At 65.2% G+C, this 22,211-nt stretch carries 15 protein-coding genes, 2 pseudogenes and 2 riboswitches; of the genes and pseudogenes, 7 read left to right on the forward strand and 10 right to left on the reverse strand.

The features are described from left to right. Positions 1-12: 12 nt before the first annotated feature. On the forward strand, positions 13-1,062 hold the full coding sequence (gene yhjD / locus ACIA48_RS18575) for an inner membrane protein YhjD (RefSeq protein ID WP_396734498.1): 1,050 nt from the start codon (positions 13-15) through the stop codon (positions 1,060-1,062). Between the two features lie 12 nt (positions 1,063-1,074). On the opposite strand, the gene ACIA48_RS18580 is transcribed toward yhjD, so the two are convergent. Beyond that, the gene (locus ACIA48_RS18580) at positions 1,075-2,613 is read right to left on the reverse strand and encodes a sodium:solute symporter family protein (protein WP_396734500.1); all 1,539 of its coding nucleotides are present in this window, start codon (positions 2,611-2,613) and stop codon (positions 1,075-1,077) included. Positions 2,614-2,666: 53 nt separating this feature from the next. Then, a riboswitch (guanidine-I (ykkC/yxkD leader) is annotated at positions 2,667-2,772 on the reverse strand. 118 nt (positions 2,773-2,890) lie between these two features. Then, a riboswitch (guanidine-III (ykkC-III) riboswitch) is annotated at positions 2,891-2,958 on the forward strand. 10 nt (positions 2,959-2,968) lie between these two features. Here ACIA48_RS18580 and ACIA48_RS18585 point away from each other — a divergent pair. Further along, a complete protein-coding gene (locus ACIA48_RS18585; RefSeq protein ID WP_396734502.1) occupies positions 2,969-4,129 on the forward strand; it encodes an agmatinase family protein in 1,161 nt (386 codons plus the stop codon). Between the two features lie 6 nt (positions 4,130-4,135). Here ACIA48_RS18585 and ACIA48_RS18590 read toward each other — a convergent pair whose 3' ends face one another. Beyond that, positions 4,136-5,359 (reverse strand): D-alanyl-D-alanine carboxypeptidase family protein, encoded by a 1,224-nt coding sequence (locus ACIA48_RS18590; RefSeq protein WP_396734504.1) that lies wholly within the window; start codon positions 5,357-5,359, stop codon positions 4,136-4,138. A gap of 107 nt (positions 5,360-5,466) precedes the next feature. Continuing rightward, positions 5,467-6,483, reverse strand: coding sequence for an SMP-30/gluconolactonase/LRE family protein (locus tag ACIA48_RS18595; RefSeq protein ID WP_396734507.1), 1,017 nt, complete (start codon positions 6,481-6,483; stop codon positions 5,467-5,469). Between the two features lie 117 nt (positions 6,484-6,600). Here ACIA48_RS18595 and ACIA48_RS18600 point away from each other — a divergent pair, with 117 nt between their 5' ends. Beyond that, a complete protein-coding gene (locus tag ACIA48_RS18600) occupies positions 6,601-7,227 on the forward strand; it encodes a hypothetical protein (RefSeq protein WP_396734509.1) in 627 nt (208 codons plus the stop codon). Between the two features lie 8 nt (positions 7,228-7,235). Here the strand turns inward: ACIA48_RS18600 and ACIA48_RS18605 are convergent, their stop codons facing one another. Further along, entirely contained in the window at positions 7,236-8,618 is a 1,383-nt protein-coding gene (locus ACIA48_RS18605; RefSeq protein WP_396734511.1) for an aspartate aminotransferase family protein, read from the reverse strand. Further along, positions 8,615-9,124 (reverse strand): Lrp/AsnC family transcriptional regulator, encoded by a 510-nt coding sequence (locus tag ACIA48_RS18610; RefSeq protein ID WP_396734514.1) that lies wholly within the window; start codon positions 9,122-9,124, stop codon positions 8,615-8,617. The genes ACIA48_RS18605 and ACIA48_RS18610 overlap by 4 nt, the downstream gene beginning before the upstream one ends. A gap of 122 nt (positions 9,125-9,246) precedes the next feature. Here ACIA48_RS18610 and ACIA48_RS18615 point away from each other — a divergent pair, with 122 nt between their 5' ends. Both ACIA48_RS18615 and ACIA48_RS18620 read left to right on the forward strand, forming a co-directional pair. After that, complete coding sequence (locus ACIA48_RS18615) at positions 9,247-10,761, forward strand: gamma-aminobutyraldehyde dehydrogenase (protein WP_396734517.1); 1,515 nt, start codon at positions 9,247-9,249, stop codon at positions 10,759-10,761. 77 nt (positions 10,762-10,838) lie between these two features. Then, positions 10,839-12,194, forward strand: a pseudogene (locus ACIA48_RS18620) (amino acid permease); the annotation flags it as partial. Positions 12,195-12,235: 41 nt separating this feature from the next. Here ACIA48_RS18620 and ACIA48_RS18625 read toward each other — a convergent pair. Next, on the reverse strand, positions 12,236-13,096 hold the full coding sequence (locus tag ACIA48_RS18625) for a universal stress protein (RefSeq protein ID WP_396734519.1): 861 nt from the start codon (positions 13,094-13,096) through the stop codon (positions 12,236-12,238). A gap of 16 nt (positions 13,097-13,112) precedes the next feature. Further along, positions 13,113-14,621 (reverse strand): APC family permease, encoded by a 1,509-nt coding sequence (locus ACIA48_RS18630; protein WP_396734522.1) that lies wholly within the window; start codon positions 14,619-14,621, stop codon positions 13,113-13,115. 114 nt (positions 14,622-14,735) lie between these two features. Between ACIA48_RS18630 and ACIA48_RS18635 the strand changes: the two genes are divergently transcribed. After that, positions 14,736-15,653 (forward strand): sigma-70 family RNA polymerase sigma factor, encoded by a 918-nt coding sequence (locus ACIA48_RS18635; RefSeq protein WP_396734524.1) that lies wholly within the window; start codon positions 14,736-14,738, stop codon positions 15,651-15,653. A gap of 80 nt (positions 15,654-15,733) precedes the next feature. Here the strand turns inward: ACIA48_RS18635 and ACIA48_RS18640 are convergent. Next, a pseudogene (locus ACIA48_RS18640) lies at positions 15,734-16,357 on the reverse strand (carboxymuconolactone decarboxylase family protein); the annotation flags it as partial. An 89-nt stretch (positions 16,358-16,446) separates the two neighbouring features. Here ACIA48_RS18640 and ACIA48_RS18645 point away from each other — a divergent pair. Continuing rightward, entirely contained in the window at positions 16,447-19,629 is a 3,183-nt protein-coding gene (locus ACIA48_RS18645) for an ATP-binding protein (RefSeq protein ID WP_396735087.1), read from the forward strand. Positions 19,630-19,639: 10 nt separating this feature from the next. On the opposite strand, the gene ACIA48_RS18650 is transcribed toward ACIA48_RS18645, so the two are convergent. Further along, positions 19,640-20,419 carry a succinate dehydrogenase iron-sulfur subunit gene (locus ACIA48_RS18650; protein ID WP_396734527.1) on the reverse strand — a complete coding sequence of 260 codons (780 nt, stop codon included), beginning with the start codon at positions 20,417-20,419 and terminating at the stop codon, positions 19,640-19,642. A gap of 34 nt (positions 20,420-20,453) precedes the next feature. Beyond that, a complete protein-coding gene (gene sdhA / locus ACIA48_RS18655) occupies positions 20,454-22,208 on the reverse strand; it encodes a succinate dehydrogenase flavoprotein subunit (protein ID WP_396734530.1) in 1,755 nt (584 codons plus the stop codon). Positions 22,209-22,211: the final 3 nt, after the last annotated feature.

The following is a 22,211-nucleotide window of genomic DNA, read 5'->3' on the forward strand; positions in this document are numbered from 1 at the left end:
TTGGAGGCACGTATGACACCTCCGTCCGAACCGGGTGAATCGGACGAGGACAAGCCCGGGATTCTCGATCGCTACCGCGCGCGGTATCACTGGTTCGACCACGTGATGCGGGCCCAGGAGCGATACCAGGACAGCAAGGGTGACTTCTACGCCGCGGGCATCACGTACTTCACGATCTTCGCGCTCTTTCCGATGTTGATGGTCGGGTTCGCGATCGGCGGCTTCATTCTGGCGAGCCAGCCCGAGTTGCTCGCCGAGATGCAGGCCCGCATCAAGTCGACAGTGTCCGGAGATATCGGACAGCAGCTGGTCGAGCTGATGGACTCGGCGATCAAGTCGCGCACGTCGGTTGGCATCATCGGCCTCGCGACCGCCGCATGGGCCGGCCTGGGCTGGATGGCGAACCTGCGTGAAGCGCTGAGTCAGATGTGGGGGCTGGCGCGGCAGGAGGCCAAAGGGTTCATCCGCACCAAGCTGTCGGATCTGACGGCCATGGTGGGTTTGTTCCTCGCGCTGGTCGTCACGATCGGCCTCACCGTGCTGGGCAGTTCAGGCGCGATGAAGGGCGTGTTGAAATGGCTTGGACTGGAGGATGTTCCGGGTGTGAGCATAGCGCTGCGGGTGGCGTCCCTAGCGATATCGGTGCTCATCACCTGGCTGTTGTTCACCTGGATCATCGCGCGATTGCCGCGGGAGTCGGTCAGCTTCCGAAGCGCTTTGAGGGCGGGCCTGCTGGCTGCGGTGGCCTTCGAGGTCTTCAAGCAGGTGGCGTCGATCTACCTGCGGTCGGTGGTGACCGGCCCGGCCGGGGCGACGTTCGGTCCGGTGTTGGGCCTGATGGTGTTCGCCTACATCACCTCACGACTCATTCTCTTCGCCACCGCGTGGGCCGCGACGTCGAGAGACAACCTGGAGGCCGCGCCGGTCGACCCGCCCAACGCCGCGCGGATCACCCCGCGCGTCGAGTACCGCGAGGGTATCGGGGTGCGCGGTGCTCTCGCCGCCGCTGCCATGGGCGCTGTTGGCGCACTGAGTATCTCGCGATGGACGCGCCGGTCGTGAGCCTCGGCTGAACTACACCGGCGCCGCCTCCTCCGCGAGCGCAGGCGCCTTGTCCTCGACCGCCCCTGTGGTGGAATCCAGGGCGTCGTCGACATCCTGTGCGACCTGAATGTCCAGGCCGCGTAGCGGTGCGGGTGGTGTCATCAGCGACACAGCGACATAGGTCAGGAGGCCGGCCGCGAATGCGATGAACGTGGGCCATCCGTCGAACGATGCGCTGATGAGGTTGTTCGGGATGTAGAGGATCGTGTTCTCGACTCCGAACATCGTCGGGGTCATGACGAACAGCACGATCCGGACGACGAATCCGACGCCGATCGCGGCGACGGCGGCCGTGGTGGTTCCTCGCCGCCACACCAACCCGAGGATGAACGGCACGGTCAGGCAGGCCAGCATCAGGTCGAAGGCGAGCGTCAACAAGATCCCGGTCTGCTGCACGTAGATCGCGAACAGGATCGAGAACAGCGTCATCGGCACCATCGCGATGCGCGTGGCCTTCAGCAGCGGATCCTTTTTGCCCGGCTCGTGCACCCGGCGGACGCCGCCGAGGTTACGCACGCACACATTGGAGATGGCCAGGATCGCGCCGTTCGCGGTGGACATCGACGCGCCGACCAGCCCGCACAGCACCAGCACCGTCAGCCCGACCGGGGCGTACTGGTCCAGCAGGACGAACAGCACCGGACCGTCGAGTTCCGCGGGCATGAACGAATGTGCCGCCAGCACAACCAATCCGAACGGGATGCAGATGGCGACGGTTCCCGCTGCAGCGGTGAAACAGGCCTTGCGTGCGGCCTCGGGTGACTTCGCGGAGAACACGCGGGCCATGAAGTCGATCGCGACGATGTCACCGATGCCCAGGGCGATCAGCGTCGCCCAGTTGATGACTGCGCCCTGCGCGGGGTCCGACAGCTGACCGAGCGCCAAAGGCCCTGTGCCCTCGGCGATATCGAGACTGTGCGTCGTGGTCATCCACACGAACAACCCGATCGCGCCGATCAGGATCAGTGCCATCTGGATGATCGCGGTGTAGGCGTCGGCGATCAGGCCTCCGGTTCCTGTGTAGGCCACTGCGATTGCCGCGATCAGGACCACACCCAGCCAGTAGGGCATGCCGAGGAAGTAGTTGAACAAGAAGCCGCCCGCGACGAGGTTGCCGGCCACGAGCATGCAGAACGCGACGGCCAGGAGCACGGAGGCGCCGACCTCGACCGAGCGCCCGAACCGGAGACGGTAGTAGTCGGGAAACGACGTCAGACCCATCCGGTTCATCGGTTTGGCGAAGAAGATGCCGGTGATCGTCAGGCAGAGCGCCAACCCCAGGGGCAGCGCCGCACCGGCCCAGAAGCCGAACTCGAAGGCGAGGTCGGTGTTGCCGAGGGTCGCGTTGGTGTCGACGGCCGCGCCCATGAGTGCGCCGCCGACGAGCCAGAAGGGCAACATCCGACCGCCGACAAGGAAATTCGAGCTGTCGCCCTCGATGCGTTTGGACACATAGAAGCCGACGGCCACGACAACGGCGATGCTGATCGCCACGCCGAGAAGAATCATGAGGGGGACCTCCCATGGGTCGTGCGGAAGCGGAGCCTCCGACGAGGGATAAGGCCTCCCGGGCTTTTGTCCCGCCGTGGAACGACCCGACATCGCTGCCCGGTCGCCTGCGTCTCTCGGACCAGACCCGCGAACGGCGGAACCCTAGACGCGCCCCACAACTCTCTGTGAGTCCACGTCAGAAAAGACCCCGCTCGTTACGGCCGATCGCGATCGGTGTTAACGATGCGTTTCCTTCAGCGCTGGACAGGGATAGCGCCACGTGCCAACAATGACGGCAGGCGCCGTGCGAACTGCGCCCCGGACGAGGTGCGTCGTACCCGGTCAGCGACAAGACGACGCTTGAGGAGTTCTCATGTCCGATGGCGACGAATTCACCCGCGATCCGTCCCTGCCGAACGCCGAAGGGGCGTGGGCACAGCAAGTAGAGGCCAATCTCGGCGATCGCCGGTTGCGTGAGGAGATCGATCGCGGCCTGAGCTACGGCCTGGAGGCCGCCCCCACCATCAACGACCGGACGATCTCCACGTTCGTCCGCGGGGAGAAGCCGCACTTCGCCGGCGAGCGCGGCACGTTCCTCAAGTGCCCGTTCATCGAGGACGTCAACGAGGTCGACGACGCCGAGGTCGCGATCTTCGGCGTGCCCCTCGACGCCGGTGCCACCTACCGGCCTGGCACCCGGTTCGGTCCGCAAGGAATTCGCCGCTCCACCAACCTGTTCGGCACATACAACTACGAGTCCGGAGTCGATCTGCGCGAGCAGCTGAACATGGTCGACATCGGCGACGTGTTCACCATTCCGGGCAACTTGGAGAAGTCGTTCGATCAGATCAGTCAGGCGATGGCGCACGTCGCGCAGAAGGGCGTCATGCCCATCGTGCTCGGGGGCGACCACTCGATCGGCTTCCCGACGATCCGCGGTCTGGCGCCGTACATGGACGGCAACATCGGCATCATCCACTTCGACCGCCATGTCGACACTCAGGAGACCGACCTCGACGAACGGATGCACACCACCCCTTGGTTCCATGCCACCAACATCAAGAACGCGCCCGCGACAAACCTCGTGCAGATCGGTATCGGCGGCTGGCAGAGCCCGCGCGAGGGCGTGAAGGTTGGTCGTGCACGCAAGTCGACGGTCATCACGGTCGGCGATGTGGAACGCGTCGGCGTCGAGAAGATCGCCGAGATGGCGCTCGAAATCGCGTGGAAGGGCGCCAAAGCGGTTTATTTGTCTTTCGACATCGACGTGATCGACGCGGGATTCGTACCTGGCACCGGCTGGCCCGAACCGGGAGGACTGCTGCCGCGGGAAGCGCTGAACCTGGTCAAGATGGTCTCGGAGCCCGGGCTGGCCGGTATCGAGGTCGTCGAATGCTCACCGCCGTACGACTGGGCGGAGCAGACGGCGCTGATGAGCTCGCGGGTGATCCTGGACAGCCTTGCCGCGCAGGTGCGCTCGGGAAAGCTCGGCAAGAAGTCGGCTGCGCTGCCCCGTCCGGCGTGGGGGCCGTAACGGGTCTCAGTGCTGCGGACGACGATTGAGTGACCGGGCAGCCATGATGAGCCCGAAGACGATGATCGAGCCGACGATGCCCACACCGACGCGTACGGGTGTGGCCTCCATGTCGGGCAGCACCGGTGCGGCATTGAGCGCTTGGGCGTTGGCGGCCGTCTCCGGCTTCGGCGCGAGCAGCGACGGGTCGGGCTCGATCAGCGTGCCGACCTTGGTGCCCGGCGCCGTCGCAAAGCCGTAGTCCAGCAGATGCGCCGCCTGCTCCCAGGGGGCGATCGGCTGGCGGGTCCCGCGCAACAGCACCGCCACCAGTCGGCGGCCGTCGCGGTTGGCCGCGCCGACGAACGTCTGGCCCGCGTCGTCGGTGAACCCGGTCTTGCCGCCGAGGGCACCGGGGTAGTTGGCGAGCAGCTTGTTGTCGTTCTCGATGGGATAGCCGACATCACCGCGGCCGGGGAAGTCGAAGCTGCGGGTACTGACGATGTCGCTGAAAATCGGGTTCTGCCAGGCATATCGGTAGAACAAGCCGATGTCGTAGGCCGATGTGCTCATGCCAGGACCGTCGAGTCCCGACGGTGTCGCGACCCGGGTGTCGTGTCCGCCGAGCTTGTCCGCGAGCACGTTGAGCTTGCCGATGGTGGTTTCCATCCCGCCCATCTGAGCCGCCAGCGCGTGCGCCGCGTCGTTGCCCGAGTACATCAGCAGACCGTGCAGCAGGTCGTTGATGGAGTAGTGGCCGTTCTCGCCGACTCCGACCTTGGTACCCTCCTGCGCCGAATCTTCGGCGGTGCCCGGGACGACCCTGTGGATCGGCAGGTCTTTGATGGCCTGCATCGCGACGAGGACCTTGATGATGCTCGCGGGCCGGTGCCTGCCGTGCGGGTCCTTGGCGGCGATCACGTCTCCGGTGTCCAGATCGGCGACCAGCCACGCCTCGGCGGAGACATCGTTGGGCAGCGGCGGGGTGCCGGGCGCGGTGATGACGCCGCAGCCCGAGAGCGCATCGCCGCCCATCGGCTTGGCCGGGACGGGCAGCGGACCGGGAGCGGCCTGGCCCGGTTTGGGCACCTCGGAGGCGTCGACGGCCGGTGGTGTCGATTGCTTGTACGGGCACGCGTTGGTATCCGGCGCCGCGTCCGGTTGGGCCGCGGCCACCGCGGGAGAAGTCAACAGAAACAGGGCCGCCACCAGGGCAGCAGCGCGCTTGGACGAGGTTCGTACATTCGCCATGGTGTGCGCAGATTAGGCGTTTTAGACAGGGTTTGCCGGGAGGCGCGCTGTGACTAGTGTGATTGGAGTTTCAAATGTGACTTGCTGGGGTATGGGTCTGCAGCCCTTCAGCGCAGCGCCGTCGCCGCCAGATCCACGTGCGCCACGGCCGCCGAGCCGATCGAGCCCAGCCACAGTCTGTCGCCCACTTCGACCAGACCGGTCACCAAACCGAAATCGGGATGCTCGGTGCGCACACCGGCGACCGGCTTGCCACTGTCCGGGTCGAACGCCACCGCCCACACGATCGGCTTGATCTTGGGCTGCGTCCGGTCGGGCAGTCGCCACAGCAGCTTGCGCAACCACGGCGGGCTCTTGGGCAACAGCTCCGCGATGGCGTTGGTGGCCGACACCATCGCGCACCAGATCCGTCCGTCGGCACCCGTCGACAAGTTGTCCGGGCTGCCCGGCAGGTTGACCGCGAGCGGCGTCACCGTGCCGGCCTTGTTGCCGGTGAGCCAGTACTTCGACAACCGCCGTGCCTGGGTCTCGGCGAACACCAGGGCCGACCCGTCGGCCGTCGGCGTGATGCCGTTGGCGAAGTACAACCCCGCGACCACGGTGAGCACCGTCCCGTCAGGATCGCGACGGAACACGCTGCCGCGATTGCGGGCCTCGAAGATCGGTCCGAGGAAGTGCTCGTAGGTGAACGCGCTGGTCGATTCGGTGAAATAAATTGTGCCGTCGGCTAATTCGGTGACGTTCGAGCAGAATTGCAGAGCCCGTCCGTCAACCTCAGCCACCAGCGTCTCGACAGCGCCGCTGGCCGGGTCGAGCGCGAGCAGACCGCCGGGACTGCTGCAGACCAGCAGCCGGCCGTCCCGCGCGACGTGCAGACCCAGCGGCCGGTTGTCGATCTGCGCGACCACCGCGGGTGCGCCCCCGTCAGGTGGGATGCGGATGATCTTCCCGTCGATCAGCCCGGCCCAGATCTGGCCGTCATTGTCGACGACAACATCCTCGGGCGCATCGCCGGGCACGGCGACGACCGTCAGCTCCGCGGAAGGAAAGTCCGGCAGCGGGTCGACCGGTGGCGGAGTCCAGCGGACGGGGTCGATCGGCGGCTTGGGCTGTTTGGCAGGCACCTTTCAAGTTTCGCCGAAGCTGAATTGCGGCAGGTCGTTACGCGAACTTTCACTGTCGCCGGGTTTGTCAGTAGGACATGCCGGGAAACCCGACCAGTCATCCAGCGAAAGGACAAGATGTCTGACGTCACTGCTGCAATCGAGGCGACATTGTCCGGGTTAGCGGGCGGTATCAGCCCCCTTCGGGCCGGATTGTTCGCCCGCCCAGGCCCGACTTTTCGCGCCACGTTGACGATCGATGCGCAACCGCACGCCCCCGGCGTTTCGCGGGTATTCCACACCGGGACGCCGGCCGAGGCGGTGATCCGATTCGCCGCGGCGGAGGAGCTCGCGAACGACCGTCGTTCACTGGTACGGACGGCCTGCATCAAGTTGCCCGATTACCACGGACCCCAACGCGATCAGGATTTTCTGCTCGCGTCGTCGGCTGACGGCATCCCGTTTCACCACGCCGTACTTCCTGCGGCCGGCCCGGGGGATCGCCTCTACTCGTCGCTGTGGCTGTACCTGGCCGGTGTGGAGCCGGTGATTTTCGGCCTGCGATCCGACAAGTTGTCGAATGAAGACGAGGTGACCCCCGGTGACCGGTTCTCGTTCCTGACCGCCGGCATGCTCAGTCGGTTCGCCGTTGCGGGCGTGCTGGATATCGGCGACGAATTCAGCGACGCCACAGTGCAGTTCGCGGCCCGCAATAGCGGGGGCGGCTTGCGTCCGTTACCGCCCGCTCTGTTCTACCGCAGCTGACCGGCTCCTTAGAGCCTCCGGCTGGCTTCGTCGAGGACGCCGTGCAGGATCTGGTAGATCGCGTCGAATTCCTTCTGACCGCTGATCAGCGGTGGCGCCAGCTGAACGACCGGGTCGCCGCGGTCATCGGCGCGGCAGTACAGGCCCGCCTCGAAGAGGGCGGGGGTCAGGAAGCCGCGCAGCAGCCGCTCGCTCTCCTCGTCGTTGAACGTTTCCTTGGTGGTCTTGTCCTTGACTAGTTCGATGCCATAGAAGAACCCCTCGCCGCGGACGTCGCCGACGATCGGAAGGTCGTAGAGCTGCTCGAGCGTCGCACGGAAGGCCGGCGCCATCTCCTTGACGTGGGCGTTGAGACCCTCGCGCTCGAAGATGTCCAGGTTGGCCAGCGCCACCGCGGACGACACCGCATGGCCGCCGAACGTGTAACCGTGCGCGAATGTCGTCTTGCCGTCGTTGAACGGTTCGAACAGTCGGTCAGAGGCGATCATCGCGCCAATCGGCGAGTAGCCCGACGTCAAACCCTTTGCGCAGGTGATGATGTCGGGTACGTACCCGAAGTCGTCGCAGGCGAACATCGAACCGATTCGGCCGTAGGCACAGATCACTTCGTCGGACACCAACAGCACGTCGTACTCGTCGCAGATCTCGCGGACGCGCTCGAAATACCCCGGAGGTGGCGGGAAGCAGCCGCCAGCGTTCTGCACCGGTTCCAGGAAGACCGCGCACACGGTGTCAGGACCCTCGAACTCGATCGCCTCGGCGATGCGGTCGGCGCAGTACTGACCGAACGCCTTCGAGTCGTTCTCGTAGAGCGCGGGCGCGCGGTAGAAGTTGGTGTTGGGGACACGGAAACCGCCCGGGGTGAGCGGCTCGAATTGCTGCTTGAAATCGGGCAGGCCGGTGATCGCCAAGGCACCCTGCGGGGTGCCGTGATAGGCGATGGCACGCGAAATCACCTTGTGCTTACCGGGTTTGCCGGTCAGTTTGTAGTAGTTCTTGGCCAGCTTCCACGCCGACTCGACGGCCTCGCCGCCGCCGGTTGTGAAGAACACGCGGTTCAGATCGCCCGGTGCGTACCCCGCGATCCGTTCGGACAGCTCGATCGCCGTCGGCGTCGCATAGGACCACAGCGGGAAGAACGCCAGCGTCTCGGCCTGCTTTGCCGCGGCCTCCGCCAGTTCCTTGCGGCCGTGGCCGACCTGTACGACGAACAGGCCCGACAGGCCGTCGATGTAGCTCTTGCCCTTGCTGTCCCAGATGTGGACACCTTCGCCGCGGGTGATGATCGGCGGCGTGATGCCGGCGCCGTGGCGCGCGAAGTGTCCCCACAGGTGGCGATTCGCGGTGGCGCCCAGCTCGGCGGTGTCCGGGCTGATATCGGTTGCAGTCATCTTGTACCCCAATTGTATTGCTGCTTAACGAGTTTCAGGTAAACAAGTGTCTCGGTTGATATCACTCCCGGAAGTGCGCGGATCTGGGTGTTGAGCAGGTCGAGAAGGTCATCGTCGTCCGCGCAGACGACTTCGACGATGGCGTCGAACGAACCCGCCGTCAGGACCACGTAGTCGACGGACTCGATGGTGGCCAGCTTCTCGGCCACCTTGGTGGTGTCCCCGGTGCACTTGATGCCGATCATGGCCTGGCGCGCGAAGCCCAGTTGCATCGGATCGGTGACGGCGACGATCTGCATGACTCCCGCGTCGACCATGCGCTGGACGCGCTGGCGTACCGCGGCCTCGGAGAGGCCGACAGCCTTGCCGATGCCGGCATAGGAGCGTCTGCCGTCCTGCTGCAGCTTCTCGATGATCTGTTTGGACAAGTCATCGAGCTGAAACGCCGCGCCAGGTCTGGACTGGTTGACGCGGAACGACACGGGCCCGATACCCGGGGTAGCCATGCATGAGATTGTGCACGGAATCCGTCGTGGCAAGCAACTATGACCATGAAATCACGCGTTTCGGTGGCTTGGCGCTGCAGGAATGCGTAGCTTGGCCGGTCGAAGTCGGTTAGCGTTGGACGATGACTGTGTCTTCTCCCGCGACCGTGCCCACTAAGTTGGCAGGCAGCTGGATCGACGGGGCTCCCGTGGTCACCGGCGGCGGCGTACACCAGGTGATCAATCCCGCCGACGGATCGACCGTGGCGGAGATGGCGCTTGCGACTCCCGGCGACGTCGACCGGGCGGTGGCCTCGGCCCGCGCCGCGCTTCGGCAGTGGGCCACCGCGACACCGGTGGACCGTGCCGGCGTCCTCGCCAAGCTCGGCGCCCTCGTCGCGGAGAACGCGGAGGCGATCGTCGCCGAGGAAGTCAGCCAGACCGGAAAGCCGGTGCGACTGGCGACGGAGTTCGACGTGCCCGGCAGCATCGACAACATCGACTTCTTCGCGGGCGCCGCCAGACACCTCGAGGGCAAGGCCACCGCGGAGTACTCCGCCGACCACACGTCGAGCATCCGACGCGAGGCGGTAGGGGTGGTAGCTACGATCACGCCGTGGAACTACCCGCTGCAGATGGCGGTGTGGAAGGTGTTGCCCGCATTGGCAGCCGGATGCAGCGTGGTCATCAAACCCGCCGAGCTCACGCCGCTCACGACGCTGACGCTCGCGCGGTTGGCCACCGAGGCGGGCCTGCCCGACGGGGTCTTCAACGTGGTGACCGGAGCCGGGGGAGACGTCGGCACCGCCCTCGCCGGACACACCGACGTCGACGTGGTCACCTTCACGGGCTCAACCCCGGTGGGACGCAAGGTGATGGCCGCGGCTGCCGTGCACGGCCACCGCACACAGCTGGAGTTGGGCGGCAAGGCGCCCTTCGTGGTGTTCGACGACGCCGACCTGGACGCCGCCATTCAGGGCGCCGTCGCGGGGGCGCTCATCAACACCGGACAGGACTGTACGGCCGCGACCCGCGCGATCGTGGCTCGAGAGCTCTACGACGACTTCGTCGCCGGTGTCGGCGAGGTGATGAGCAGCATCGTCGTCGGTGACCCGCAGGACCCCGAAACCGATCTGGGCCCGCTGATCTCGATGGCGCATCGCGCGAAGGTGGCCGGAATGGTCGAGCGCGCACCCGGCCAGGGTGGCCGCGTCGTCACCGGAGGCGTGGCACCCGAGCTGCCGGGATCGTTCTACCGTCCGACGTTGATCGCCGACGTCGACGAGCAGTCCGAGGTGTATCGCGACGAGATCTTCGGCCCGGTCCTGACGGTGCGGTCGTTCACTGATGACGACGACGCGCTACGCCAGGCCAACGACACGAAATACGGCCTGGCCGCATCGGCGTGGACGCGCGACGTGTACCGCGCTCAGCGGGCGTCACGGGAAATCAACGCGGGGTGCGTGTGGATCAACGACCACATCCCGATCATCAGCGAGATGCCACACGGCGGGTTTGCCGCCTCCGGGTTCGGCAAGGACATGAGTCAGTACTCGCTCGAGGAATACCTCACGATCAAGCACGTGATGAGCGATATCACCGGTGTGGCCGAAAAGGACTGGCACCGGACGATATTCACGAAGCGCCAGCGGAGCTGAATCATCTGACCTGGCACGAAGCGGTAATCCACGTCACAATTGGGTACCCACCCTCTGTCCTGCGACGGAGGTGTGCCATGAGTGCAACGACAGCGCATTCGACCGGCCCGGAACTGAAGAAGGCTCTCAGTCAGCGGCAGCTGCGAATGATCGCCATCGGCGGTGTGATCGGCGCCGGCCTCTTCGTCGGCTCCGGCGTGGTGATGTCTGATACCGGGCCCGGCGTCTTCCTGACCTATGCGCTGTCCGGTGTGCTGATCATCATGGTCATGCGGATGCTGGCCGAAATGGCAGTGGCCAGACCGTCGACGGGATCGTTCGCCGACTACTCCCGCGATGCGCTCGGTCAGTGGGCAGGCTTCTCGGTCGGCTGGCTCTACTGGTACTTCTGGGTGATCGTCGTCGGTTTCGAGGCGATCGCGGGTGCGAAGATCGTGCAGTTCTGGATCGACGTCCCATTGTGGTTGTGCGCCTTGATCTTCATGGTGCTGATGACCGCGACCAACCTCTTCTCCGTCAAGTCCTACGGCGAGTTCGAGTTCTGGTTCGCGGGCATCAAGGTCGCCGCCATCCTGGCCTTCATCGCCGTCGGCGCGTGCTTCGTGCTCGGGCTGTGGCCGGGCCGATCGATGGACTTCTCAAACCTGACCGCACACGGAGGGTTCCTGCCGCTGGGCGCGGGCGTCATCACCGTTGGCATCGTCACGGTGATCTTCTCGATGGTCGGCCCGGAGATCGCGACGATCGCGGCCGCCGAGTCGACCGATCCCGAGAAAGCGGTCGCGAAGGCGGCCAATTCGGTCATCTGGCGCATCTTGCTCTTCTACGTCTGCTCGGTGTTCCTGCTGGTGACGATCGTGCCCTGGAACGACCACGGGAGCGATGGCTCGCCATTCGTCGCCGCCTTCACCCAAATGGGAATCCCGTACGCCGACCACATCATGAATGCGGTCGTGTTGACGGCTGTATTGAGCTGTCTGAACTCGGGCATGTACACGGCCTCGCGCATGCTGTTCGTCCTTTCCGCCCGCAGCGAGGCGCCCGAACGCCTGATGCACCTCACCCGCCGCGGCGTACCCGCCAACGCGATCCTGTTCTCGTCCATCGTCGGCTTCGCGTGCGTCATCGCCGCCGCATTCGCCGAGGACACCATCTTCGCGTTCTTGCTCAACTCGAGCGGCGCGATCATCCTGTTCGTCTACATCCTCATCGCGATCTCGCAGATCGTGCTGCGCTACCGCAACCGCGACACCGAACTGACGCTCAAAATGTGGTTGTTCCCGGCGCTGTCGATTCTGACAACCGTTGCGATGCTTGCGATCCTGGTGCAGATGTTCTTCGACGACAAGCTGCGCTCGCAGCTGCTGTTGAGCCTGTTGTCGTGGGCGGTGGTGCTCGTCCTGTTCTTCGCAGGTAGGAAGTACTTCACCCGACACCACGCCGGCGAACTCCGCGATGTCGCGGAGTCGCAGCGCTAATCGCCCTTGGGGACCACGATCACCGGCACGTCGACGCCGGCCAGTATGCGCGCGGCCGTCGACCCAAGGAAGATCCGTCGGGGCGCCGCGAAGCGAGCGGAACCGACGACGAGCAGATCGCCGTCGTCCCACCGGAGTTTCTTCAGCGCGGACTCCAACGTCATGCCGTCGGCGACAAGCGATTCGATCTCGGGTGCGTCCGGCAGCGCGCGCGCCGCGACCGCAAGGTTCTCCTCGGCAGCAGCCCTTTGGAGTTGACGCACCTCGCGCGCGTTGGCGGCCTCGGTGAGGTTCTCCGACGACACCAGTGAGAGCATCCGGATAGCCAGGTTGGCAGCGCTGGCGAGGGTGATCGCGAACGGCAGCGGGTTGTCGTCACCGGGACGCGTCGGCACCGCGGCGGTCACGGCGGCGAATGTCTCGTCGGGGTCGTCCGCGTAACCACGCGGGGCCAGCGCCACCGGAATCGGCGAGGAGTGCAACAGGGCACCGGTGACCGGTCCGATCGTGTGGCCACCGAAGAACCCGTCGCGCGCGCCTCCGACCACGATGAGGTCAGAATCCTTCTGTTCGGCGAAACCGACGAGCGATTCGGCGAACGACTCACCCACCATCACGGTGGACGATGCGCTGACACCGTTGGCGGTGAGCCGGTCGATTGCCCGGGAGATCCAGTCCTCGCCACGCTCGACGAGCATCTGCTGGTACTCGGCGCGGCCCGGATGGCCATCCGGAAGTTCCTGCCGCACAACGATAACGACATCGACCTGGGCGTCGAAGGTCTTAGCCAGGGCGCTTGCCAGTGCGACCCCGTCGTCTCCGGTGGGGGTGGCTAGGTAGCCGACAGTCAAATGCATTGCAGGGCCTGACCTTTCAGAAGGTATCCGGGACCTTGACTTCGGTATCGGCGTTCAGCGTTTCACCACGGAAGAACCGCTTGGTGCCGAAGGCGAAGCACGCCAACATCAGGGGAATGCCGAGCACCAGCATGCCGACCCCGAGGACGAACACGCCACCGATCGGCCCGAACGCCGTGTAGCCGTAGTCGGGAGCGATCATGTCCTTGGCGCTTATACCGAACGCCACCGCCATCGCGATTCCGCCGAGCAACGGGAAAACGCCGCGGAAGAACAAGTTTCGAGCCGACGAGAAAAGTGTCCTGCGGAAGTACCACACGCACGCGAACGCGGTGATGCCGTAATAAAACGCGACCGCGAGCCCAAGCGATGCCACGGAGTCGGCAAGCGCATTCTCCGACAGGACGGTCAGTAGGAGGTAGAAGAATAACGCCGCCCCGCCCATCACAAGGGTGCCGAACGCCGGCGTCATGTAACGAGGATGGACGCGCGCGAACCGCTTGGGAATCGCCTCGTACACCGCCATCGACAGAGTGCCGCGCGCGGTGGGCAGGATGGTCGTCTGGGTCGACGACAGCGCCGAAACCGAGATGGTGAGCAGCAGTAGGGAATGCGCGATGACCCCCGCGACCGGTTTACCGAGAACAGTGAGCACGTCGTCGGTGTTGTTGGGGTTGTTCAACCCGATTCCCACATCGCTGAAACCGGAGAACGATTGCACCGCATACGCGACGAGCACGTAGGTACAGACCAGGATCAGGGTCGTGACCACGGCGGCGATTCCAGGCGTGCGGCCAGGGTTCTTGGTCTCCTCGCCGACGGCCAGGCAGGCGTCCCAGCCCCAGTAGATGAAGATGCACAGGATGATGGCCTGCGCGATCGACGACACGTCCAGTCCGCCCGGTGACAGCCAGGACAGCTGTGGCGTGACCGCCTGCGCGCCGGCCGTTCCGGAGAACACACGAACGAGCGCGATGATGCTGACGATGATCAGCACTCCGAACTGAATGGCGATCAGGATGTTCTGCACGCGTTCGGACACCACGATGCCCCGCGCACTGAGCAGTGTCATTGCGACGATGAAGAACACGCCGAGCAGCACCTTGGTCCACAGGGTTTCGGCGAGGTCTTCGAAGCCCAGGAACTTGAACATGTAGATGGCCGCGATCTCGGCCACGTTGGCCAGCACGATGATCGCCGACACAGCAAGACCCCATCCGCCGATCCATCCGATCCACGGACCGAACGCCTTCGTGCCCCACGTGAACGTGGTGCCGCAGTCGGGGGTGTCCTGTGACAGCTCCTTGTAGGCGAATGCGACGAGCAGCATCGGAATGAACGCGAGGACGAACATCGACGGCGCCCTGTCGCCGACCGCGAGCACGACGTAGCCGAGTGTGGCGGCGAGGCTGTAGGCGGGAGCCACGGCGGCGAGGCCGATGACGATATTGCCGACGAGGCCAAGGGCACCCGCCTGCAGCCCCTTGCCGCCGACAGCAGGAGCGTCGGGTTCCTTGATTGCCATGTGCGGGAATATACGGTTTACGCGGTTTCCGCGGGGGTTCTACACGGGAATCGGAGTTAGCCAAGCGATATTGCTACGGAATCAGTCACGCGGCGCGCGCTCTAGACTTGGCGCATGACCCGATTTTCGGGAACCACGCGGATCGATGAGTTCGAGGAACTGCGACCGCATCTGCTGTCGGTAGCGTACCGGCTGACCGGCACGATCGCTGATGCAGAAGACGTCGTTCAGGATGCATGGCTGCGATGGGACCGCGCAGATTCCGAGGAGATCAACAATCTGCGAGCCTGGCTGACGACGGTGGTCAGCAGACTGGCCCTCGACCGTCTGCGCTCGGCCGCGCATCGACGCGAGACGTACTACGGCGAATGGCTGCCCGAGCCTGTCGTGACATCGCTGGATGGCAATGATCCGCTGGCCGCGGTGGTGGCCGGCGAGGACGCGCGGTTCGCCGCGATGGTGGTGCTGGAGCGGTTGAACCCAGATCAGCGGGTGGCGTTCGTCCTGCACGACGGGTTCGCCGTGCCGTTCGGTGAGGTCGCCTCGGTGCTCGGCATCACGGACGCCGCCGCGCGTCAGTTGGCGTCGCGAGCGCGACGTGCAGTGGCGGCGGGGCCGCCCGCGGTTTCCGACGAGATCCACGCCGAGGTGGCCGGCGCGTTGATGCTCGCGCTCGCCGCCGGTGACATGGAAGCCGCTGTGGCCCTTCTGCATCCGGAGGTGACATTCACCGGCGATTCGAACCGCAAGGCGCCTACCGCAGCCCGGGTGATCCACGGTCCGGACAAGGTGGCGCGTTTCCTGTTCGGGCTGGCCGCCCGCTACGGGCCCGAGTTCCTGTCGTCGAGCCAGATGGCGAACATCAACGGCCAGCTGGGCACCTACCTCGCCGGGTCGCCACCGAACGACGGTTATCCGGAGGTCATGCCGCGCGTGACGGCGATGACGGTGCGCGACGGAAAGGTCTGCGCCATCTGGGATATCGCGAACCCGGACAAGTTCACCGGCTCGCCGCTGCGTCGTCCGCGCTGAACTCCGCGAGCGTGCGTGTCTGCACACGACACGCCGCGGAAATTGCGCACTTTGCGCACGCTCGTCCCGCGGAGGGACGCTCAATGATGCGCGGCGTCGCTCTCGTCAGCCCATGGAACCCGGCACGCGTCGCCAGAGTTGAAGCCCTGCTCGGTGATGCCCAGCGCCGAGTACATCCGGGCCCGCATGTTCTCCACGCCGATCTGATACGTCAGCTCGATGACCCCGTCGTCACCGAAGCGGTGTTTGAGGTCGGCGACCTGTTCGTCGGTGATGGTGTGCGGATCCGTGGTCATCGCATTGGCATATGTGATCGCGGCCCGCTCATCGTCGGTGAAGAGTTCAGATGTGGCGTAGTCGTCGATCTGCTTGAGCCGGTCGACGTCGAGCCCGTCGAGCCGCTGCAGCATCGAACCGAAGTCGACGCACCACGAGCATCCGACGGTGCGTGCGGTCCAGAACACGGCGAGCTCGAGCACGTTCTTGGGCAGCTTCTTGGACGCCGAACCCAACATGCCCTCGTGCACCACGTTGGCCAGCATCAGCCGCGGATGATGTGCGGCCACCGCGAACGGTTCGGGCACCTCGCCGAACCTGCGCTTGGCGACCCGGTAGAAGACCTTGGTCATCAGCGATGCGTGCTTCGGGGATACGGGCTCGATGCGGGATGTCTGAGTCATATCCGTTAGACGAGGCAGCCTCGGAATGTGTGACAGAGTGCGATTTCGGCATGCTTGCCAGCCGTCGGTGACACGATATTGACGTGGACGACGGTTCGGGTGGCCGTAGCGGGGTGGCGGCAACCGCGGAGCTTTCCTGTGCAAGTTGTCAATCGTCGTTGAGCGGCTCGCCCAAGTTTTGTGGCGAGTGCGGGGCACCGGTTGCCCACGTCACCGCATCGGCGGAGTACAAGCAGGTGACCATCTTGTTTGCAGACGTCGTGCACTCGATGGACATCGCCGCAGCCGTCGGTGCGGAGCGGTTGCGCGAGATCATGACGGAGTTGGTCGAGCGCTGCGCCGCGGTGATTCGACGTTACGAGGGCACGGTGGACAAGTTCACCGGTGACGGGCTGATGGCGGTGTTCGGCGCACCAGTGGCCTTGGAGGATCACGCCGCTAGCGCCTGCCTCGCGGCTCTGGGCGTGCAGGAGGAGGCCGAACGTCTCGCGGCCGACGTCGCAGAACACGACGGGGTCGAGCTTCGGCTGCGGGTAGGACTGAACTCCGGTCGGGTCATCACGGGCGAGATGGGTTCTGGTGCATTCGGTTACACCGCAATTGGAGAGCAGGTCGGCATAGCGCAACGAATGGAGGCGGTCGCTCCGCCGGGCGCGGTGATGCTCAGCGCGTCGACTGCGCGACTGGTCGATGACGCCTCTGTTCTCGGTGAGCCCGAGTTTGTACGCATCAAGGGTGCCGAGGAGCCGGTGATGGCGCGGCGACTGATAAGCATGAGCGTGCACCGCGAGGACCGTCGCGACGAATCACCGCTGGCGGGTCGACGGTGGGAGCTCTCCGCCATCGAGGGCTTGCTGGAGGGTGCAATCGACGGTCACGGCGCTGTGGTCGGGTTGGTCGGCCCGCCGGGGATCGGCAAGAGCCGGCTCGTTCGTGAAGTCGCCGTGGTGGCGGGCGAGCGCGGCGTCGAAGTGGCACGGGCCTTCTGCGAGACCCATACGAAACAGGTGCCGTTTCACGTGCTGACAGCATTTCTGCGAGCGGCAACCGGTGTGGAACGTCTCGACGCCGAATCGGCGCGTGTTCGAATTCGAGCCGGCCTCCTCGATGCAGATGCCGAGGACGTGCTGCTTTTCGAAGATTTACTGGGCGTCGGCGAGCCGAACGCCGCATCGGCCACGATCACTCCGGATGCCCGGCGGCGGCGACTGACCGCGTTGGTCAACACGTTCTCGCTCGCTCGGCGGAGTCCGGCCGTTTACGTCGTGGAGGACGCACATTGGATCGATGAGGTCAGCGAGTCGATGCTGGCCGACTTCCTTTCCGTGGTTCAGCAGACACCCCTTCTGGTGTTGGTCACTTATCGCCCTGAGTACCAAGGCATGTTGACCCGAGTGCCGAGCGGTCACACCATCGCGCTGGCACCACTTCGTGACGCCGAGGCCCGCGCCCTCGTCGATGCCCTGCTCGGCTCGGCCGAATCGGTCACCGGGCTGCGAGAGGCGATCTGCGAACGCGCCGCGGGGAATCCGTTCTTCGCCGAGGAGATCGTGCGCGAACTCGCCGAGCGCGGCGTGCTGGACGGCACGCCGGGAGAGTATCGGTTGGTCGCGGATCACGCCGAGGTGAGCGTCCCTGCGACTCTGCAGACGACGATCGCGGCACGCATCGACCGGCTCGACCCGAACGCCAAGCGCACCCTCAGCGCCGCCGCGGTCATCGGCTCGCGGTTCGGTGTCGACTTGCTCAACGCGCTAGGGGCCGAAGTCGTCGTCGATGAGCTGCTCGTCGCGGAGCTCGTCGAGCAGGTCAGGTTCGGCCGCTGGCCGGAATTTGTCTTCCGCAATCCGCTGATCCGCACCGTGGCATTAGAGTCCCAGTTGAAATCCGAACGCGCAGAACTGCATCGACGGCTGGCGGCGGCCATCGAGGCGAGGGGGCCGACCGATGAGAAAGCGGCGCTGATCGCAGAACACCTCGAGGCGGCCGGAGACTTGCGGGACGCGTATCGCTGGCATATGCGAGCAGCCACATGGTTGTCGCAGCGTGACATCCGCGGAGCCCGCGCGAACTGGGAGCGTGCGGCCAGTGCGGCCGACGCGCTGCCAGCCGAAGAACCAAACCGCACGGCGTTACGCATTGTGCCGAAAACGATGCTCTGCATGTCCACGTGGCGGGTGGGTGGCGGCCTCGACGACACGGGATTCGATGAACTGAGGACGCTATGTGAGAGTTCCGGTGACGGCGTTTCATTGGCGATCGGGATGTACGGCCAGATTGCATTGCTGAGTTTCCAGCATCGCCACTCTGAAGCGTCCGCGCTCGCGTCCGAGCAGTTCGAGCTGCTTCAGAAGTGCGACGGCGCGGTGAGGGCGGTCGGGTACACCCACGCGGGGGTGATGGCGAAAATTCTTGCGGGCGAGGCGTTAGAGGCCCGCCGCATCTCCCGGTGGTCGGTCGGCCTTCTCGAGGATTACACCGGCACCGAGTTCAGCCGCGAGCAGCTTGATTCGGCGTTGGCGATGAGTTTGACCTGGGGCGCGGTCGCCGATCGCGTGGTGGGCGATTCGCTCAGCTGGCAGCGGAACTCACGCCGGGGTATCGGGCTCGAGCGTGGAACCTATGCGGGCGGCGCAGCTCTGGTGTTCCTCGTCGGTATCGGCAGCGGGTTCGGCATGCATTTCAAGGCCGTTGTCCCCGACGACCGCGTGGTCGCAGAAACAGGAGAAGCTGTTCGGAAAGGACAAGAGATCGGCGATAACCTCGCCCTCGCTACCGCATGTGTGGCCCACGGTCTGGTGTTGAGTCACAGACCCACTGAAGCAGAGCGCAGCCTCGGATTGCAGACGCTCCATCAGGCGCGCCACCTGTATGAGGAGTCGTCGATCCTTGCTCCTGCCGTGATGGCGAGGACTCGAATCGCCGAAATCGCCGCGGCTTCCGGTGATCTCGACGGCGCAATCGAGGATGCGAGGTCGATCCTCGACACCCTCGTCCGTAGCGGAGAGAAAGCCCTGCGCGCCGAAGCCACCGCCGTTTTGGTGGAGTCGCTGCTTCAGCGCGGCGGGATCGACGACATCCGCGAAGCGGCCGCGGAAATCGACCGGATGGCCGCCGTGCCCACTGAGCCGGGCTTTGTGATCAACGAGATCCAGCTGCTGCGGATGCGCGCCAGGTTGGCCAAGGCCCGCGGTGACGACGTCGGCTACCGCGACCTCGTCGAGCACTATCGTGCGATGGCCGTGTCCCTCGATTTCCCGGGACACATCGAGGTCGCAGACGCGATGCGCAAATGATTCCGATGCGCTAGCGCGCGAACATCAGCGCGCGCTTGACCTCCTGGATGGCCTGCGTGACCTGGATGCCACGCGGGCAGGACTCCGTGCAGTTAAACGTCGTGCGGCAGCGCCACACCCCGTCGACCTCGTTGAGGATGTCGAGGCGCTCGGCCGCACCCTCGTCGCGGCTGTCGAAGATGAACCGGTGGGCGTTGACGATCGCGGCGGGCCCGAAGTAGCTGCCCTCGCTCCAGTACACCGGGCAGCTGGTGGTGCAGCACGCGCACAGGATGCACTTGGTGGTGTCGTCGTAGCGGTGCCGGTCGGTCTGGCTCTGGATGCGTTCGCGCGTCGGCTCATTGCCGGACGTCATCAGGTACGGCTTGATCGCGCGGTAGGCGTCGAAGAACGGCTCCATGTTCACCACGAGGTCCTTTTCCACGGGCAGGCCGCGGATCGGTTCGATGGTGATGGTCAGCTGCTTACTAGCCTTCTTGGGCAGCAGGTCGCGCATCAGAACCTTGCACGCCAAACGGTTGACGCCGTTGATTCGCATGGCATCTGAGCCGCAGACGCCGTGCGCGCACGAACGCCGGAACGTCAGCGTGCCGTCCAGATACCACTTCACGTAGTGCAGCAGGTTCAGCAGTCGGTCCGACGGCAGACACGGCACGCGGAAGCTCTGCCAGCCGGCATCGTCGGGCGACTCCGGATTGAACCGCGCGATCTTCAGCGTCACCATCACCGCGCCATCGGGCACCGGTGGCAACTCGGGGTCTTTCGTCGAGACCTCGGGAGCGATAGTCATCTGTCCTCACTCTTCGCGCAAGCGCTCATCGGCGTCAGTACTTCCGTTCCATCGGCTCGTAACGCGTCTGCACCACCTGCTTGTAGTCCAGCCGGATGTCGCTCAGCAGATCGGCGCCTTCCTTGTAGGCCATGGTGTGGCGCATGTAGTTGGTGTCGTCGCGGTTGGGGTAGTCCTCGCGGGCGTGCCCGCCACGGGACTCCTTGCGGTTGAGCGCGCCGACAACTGTCACCTCCGCCAATTCCAGCAAGAAGCCCAGCTCGATCGCCTCGAGCAGATCGCTGTTGTACCGCTTTCCCTTGTCCTGCACGGTGATTCGGGAATAACGCTCCTTGAGCGCATGGATGTCGGTGAGCGCCTGCTTCAGCGTCTCCTCGGTGCGGAACACCGCGGCGTTGTTGTCCATCGACTGCTGCAGCGCTCCGCGGATGTCGGCGACGCGCTCGTTGCCGTGCTCGGAAAGGATGTCGCCGACCCAGTTGACGACCATGCCCGCGGGTTCGGACGGCAGGTCGACGAAGTCATGGCCGAGTGCATAGTTGGCCGCCGCGATACCTGCGCGCCTGCCGAACACGTTGATGTCCAGCAACGAGTTGGTGCCCAGCCGGTTGGCGCCGTGGACAGATACGCATGCGCACTCGCCCGCGGCGTACAAGCCGGGCAGGGGAGTGGTGTTGTCGCGCAACACCTGACCGCTGATCGTCGTCGGGATGCCGCCCATGACGTAGTGGCACGTCGGGTACACCGGCACCAGTTCGGTGACGGGGTCGACGCCCAGGTAGGTGCGGGCGAACTCGGTGATGTCGGGCAGCTTGGCTTCGAGCACATCCGCGCCCAGGTGCCGCACGTCGATGTAGACGTAGTCCTTGTTCGGACCGGCGCCGCGACCCTCGAGAACCTCGAGCACCATCGAGCGGGCCACGATGTCGCGCGGCGCCAGATCGACGATTGTCGGGGCGTACCGCTCCATGAAGCGTTCGCCGTCGCCGTTGAGCAGCCGGCCGCCCTCACCGCGCACGGCTTCGGAGATGAGGATGCCGAGGCCTGCCAGACCCGTCGGATGGAACTGGTGAAACTCCATGTCCTCCAACGGAAGTCCCTTGCGGAACACGATGCCGAGACCGTCGCCGGTCAGGGTGTGCGCGTTGGAGGTCGTCTTGTACATGCGGCCCGAGCCGCCGGTGGCGAATACGATCGCCTTGGCGTGGAAGACGTGGATGTCGCCGGTCGCCAGCTCGTAGGCGATGACGCCGGTGGCGACGGGGCCCGACTGCGTCTCGGTGATCGCGATGTCGAGCGCGTAGAACTCGTTGAAGAACTCGACGTCGTGTTTGACGCAGTTTTGGTACAGGGTCTGCAGGATCATGTGGCCGGTGCGGTCGGCGGCGTAGCACGCCCGGCGCACCGGCGCCTTACCGTGATCGCGGGTATGCCCGCCGAACCGGCGCTGGTCGATGCGTCCCTCCGGAGTGCGGTTGAACGGCATACCCATCTTCTCGAGGTCCAGCACCGCGTCGATGGCTTCCTTGCACATGATCTCGACCGCGTCCTGGTCGGCTAGGTAGTCGCCGCCCTTGACGGTGTCGAAGGTGTGCCACTCCCAGTTGTCCTCTTCGACGTTGGCCAGTGCCGCGCACATGCCACCCTGAGCCGCGCCGGTGTGGCTGCGGGTCGGGTACAGCTTCGTCAGCACCGCGGTACGAGCCCGTGGCCCCGCCTCGACGGCGGCACGCATACCCGCGCCGCCTGCGCCGACGATCACCACGTCATAACGATGTTCTTGAATCATGCT

It is taken from the genome of Mycobacterium sp. NPDC051804 (assembly GCF_044452905.1).
Classification (GTDB): Bacteria; Actinomycetota; Actinomycetes; order Mycobacteriales; family Mycobacteriaceae; genus Mycobacterium.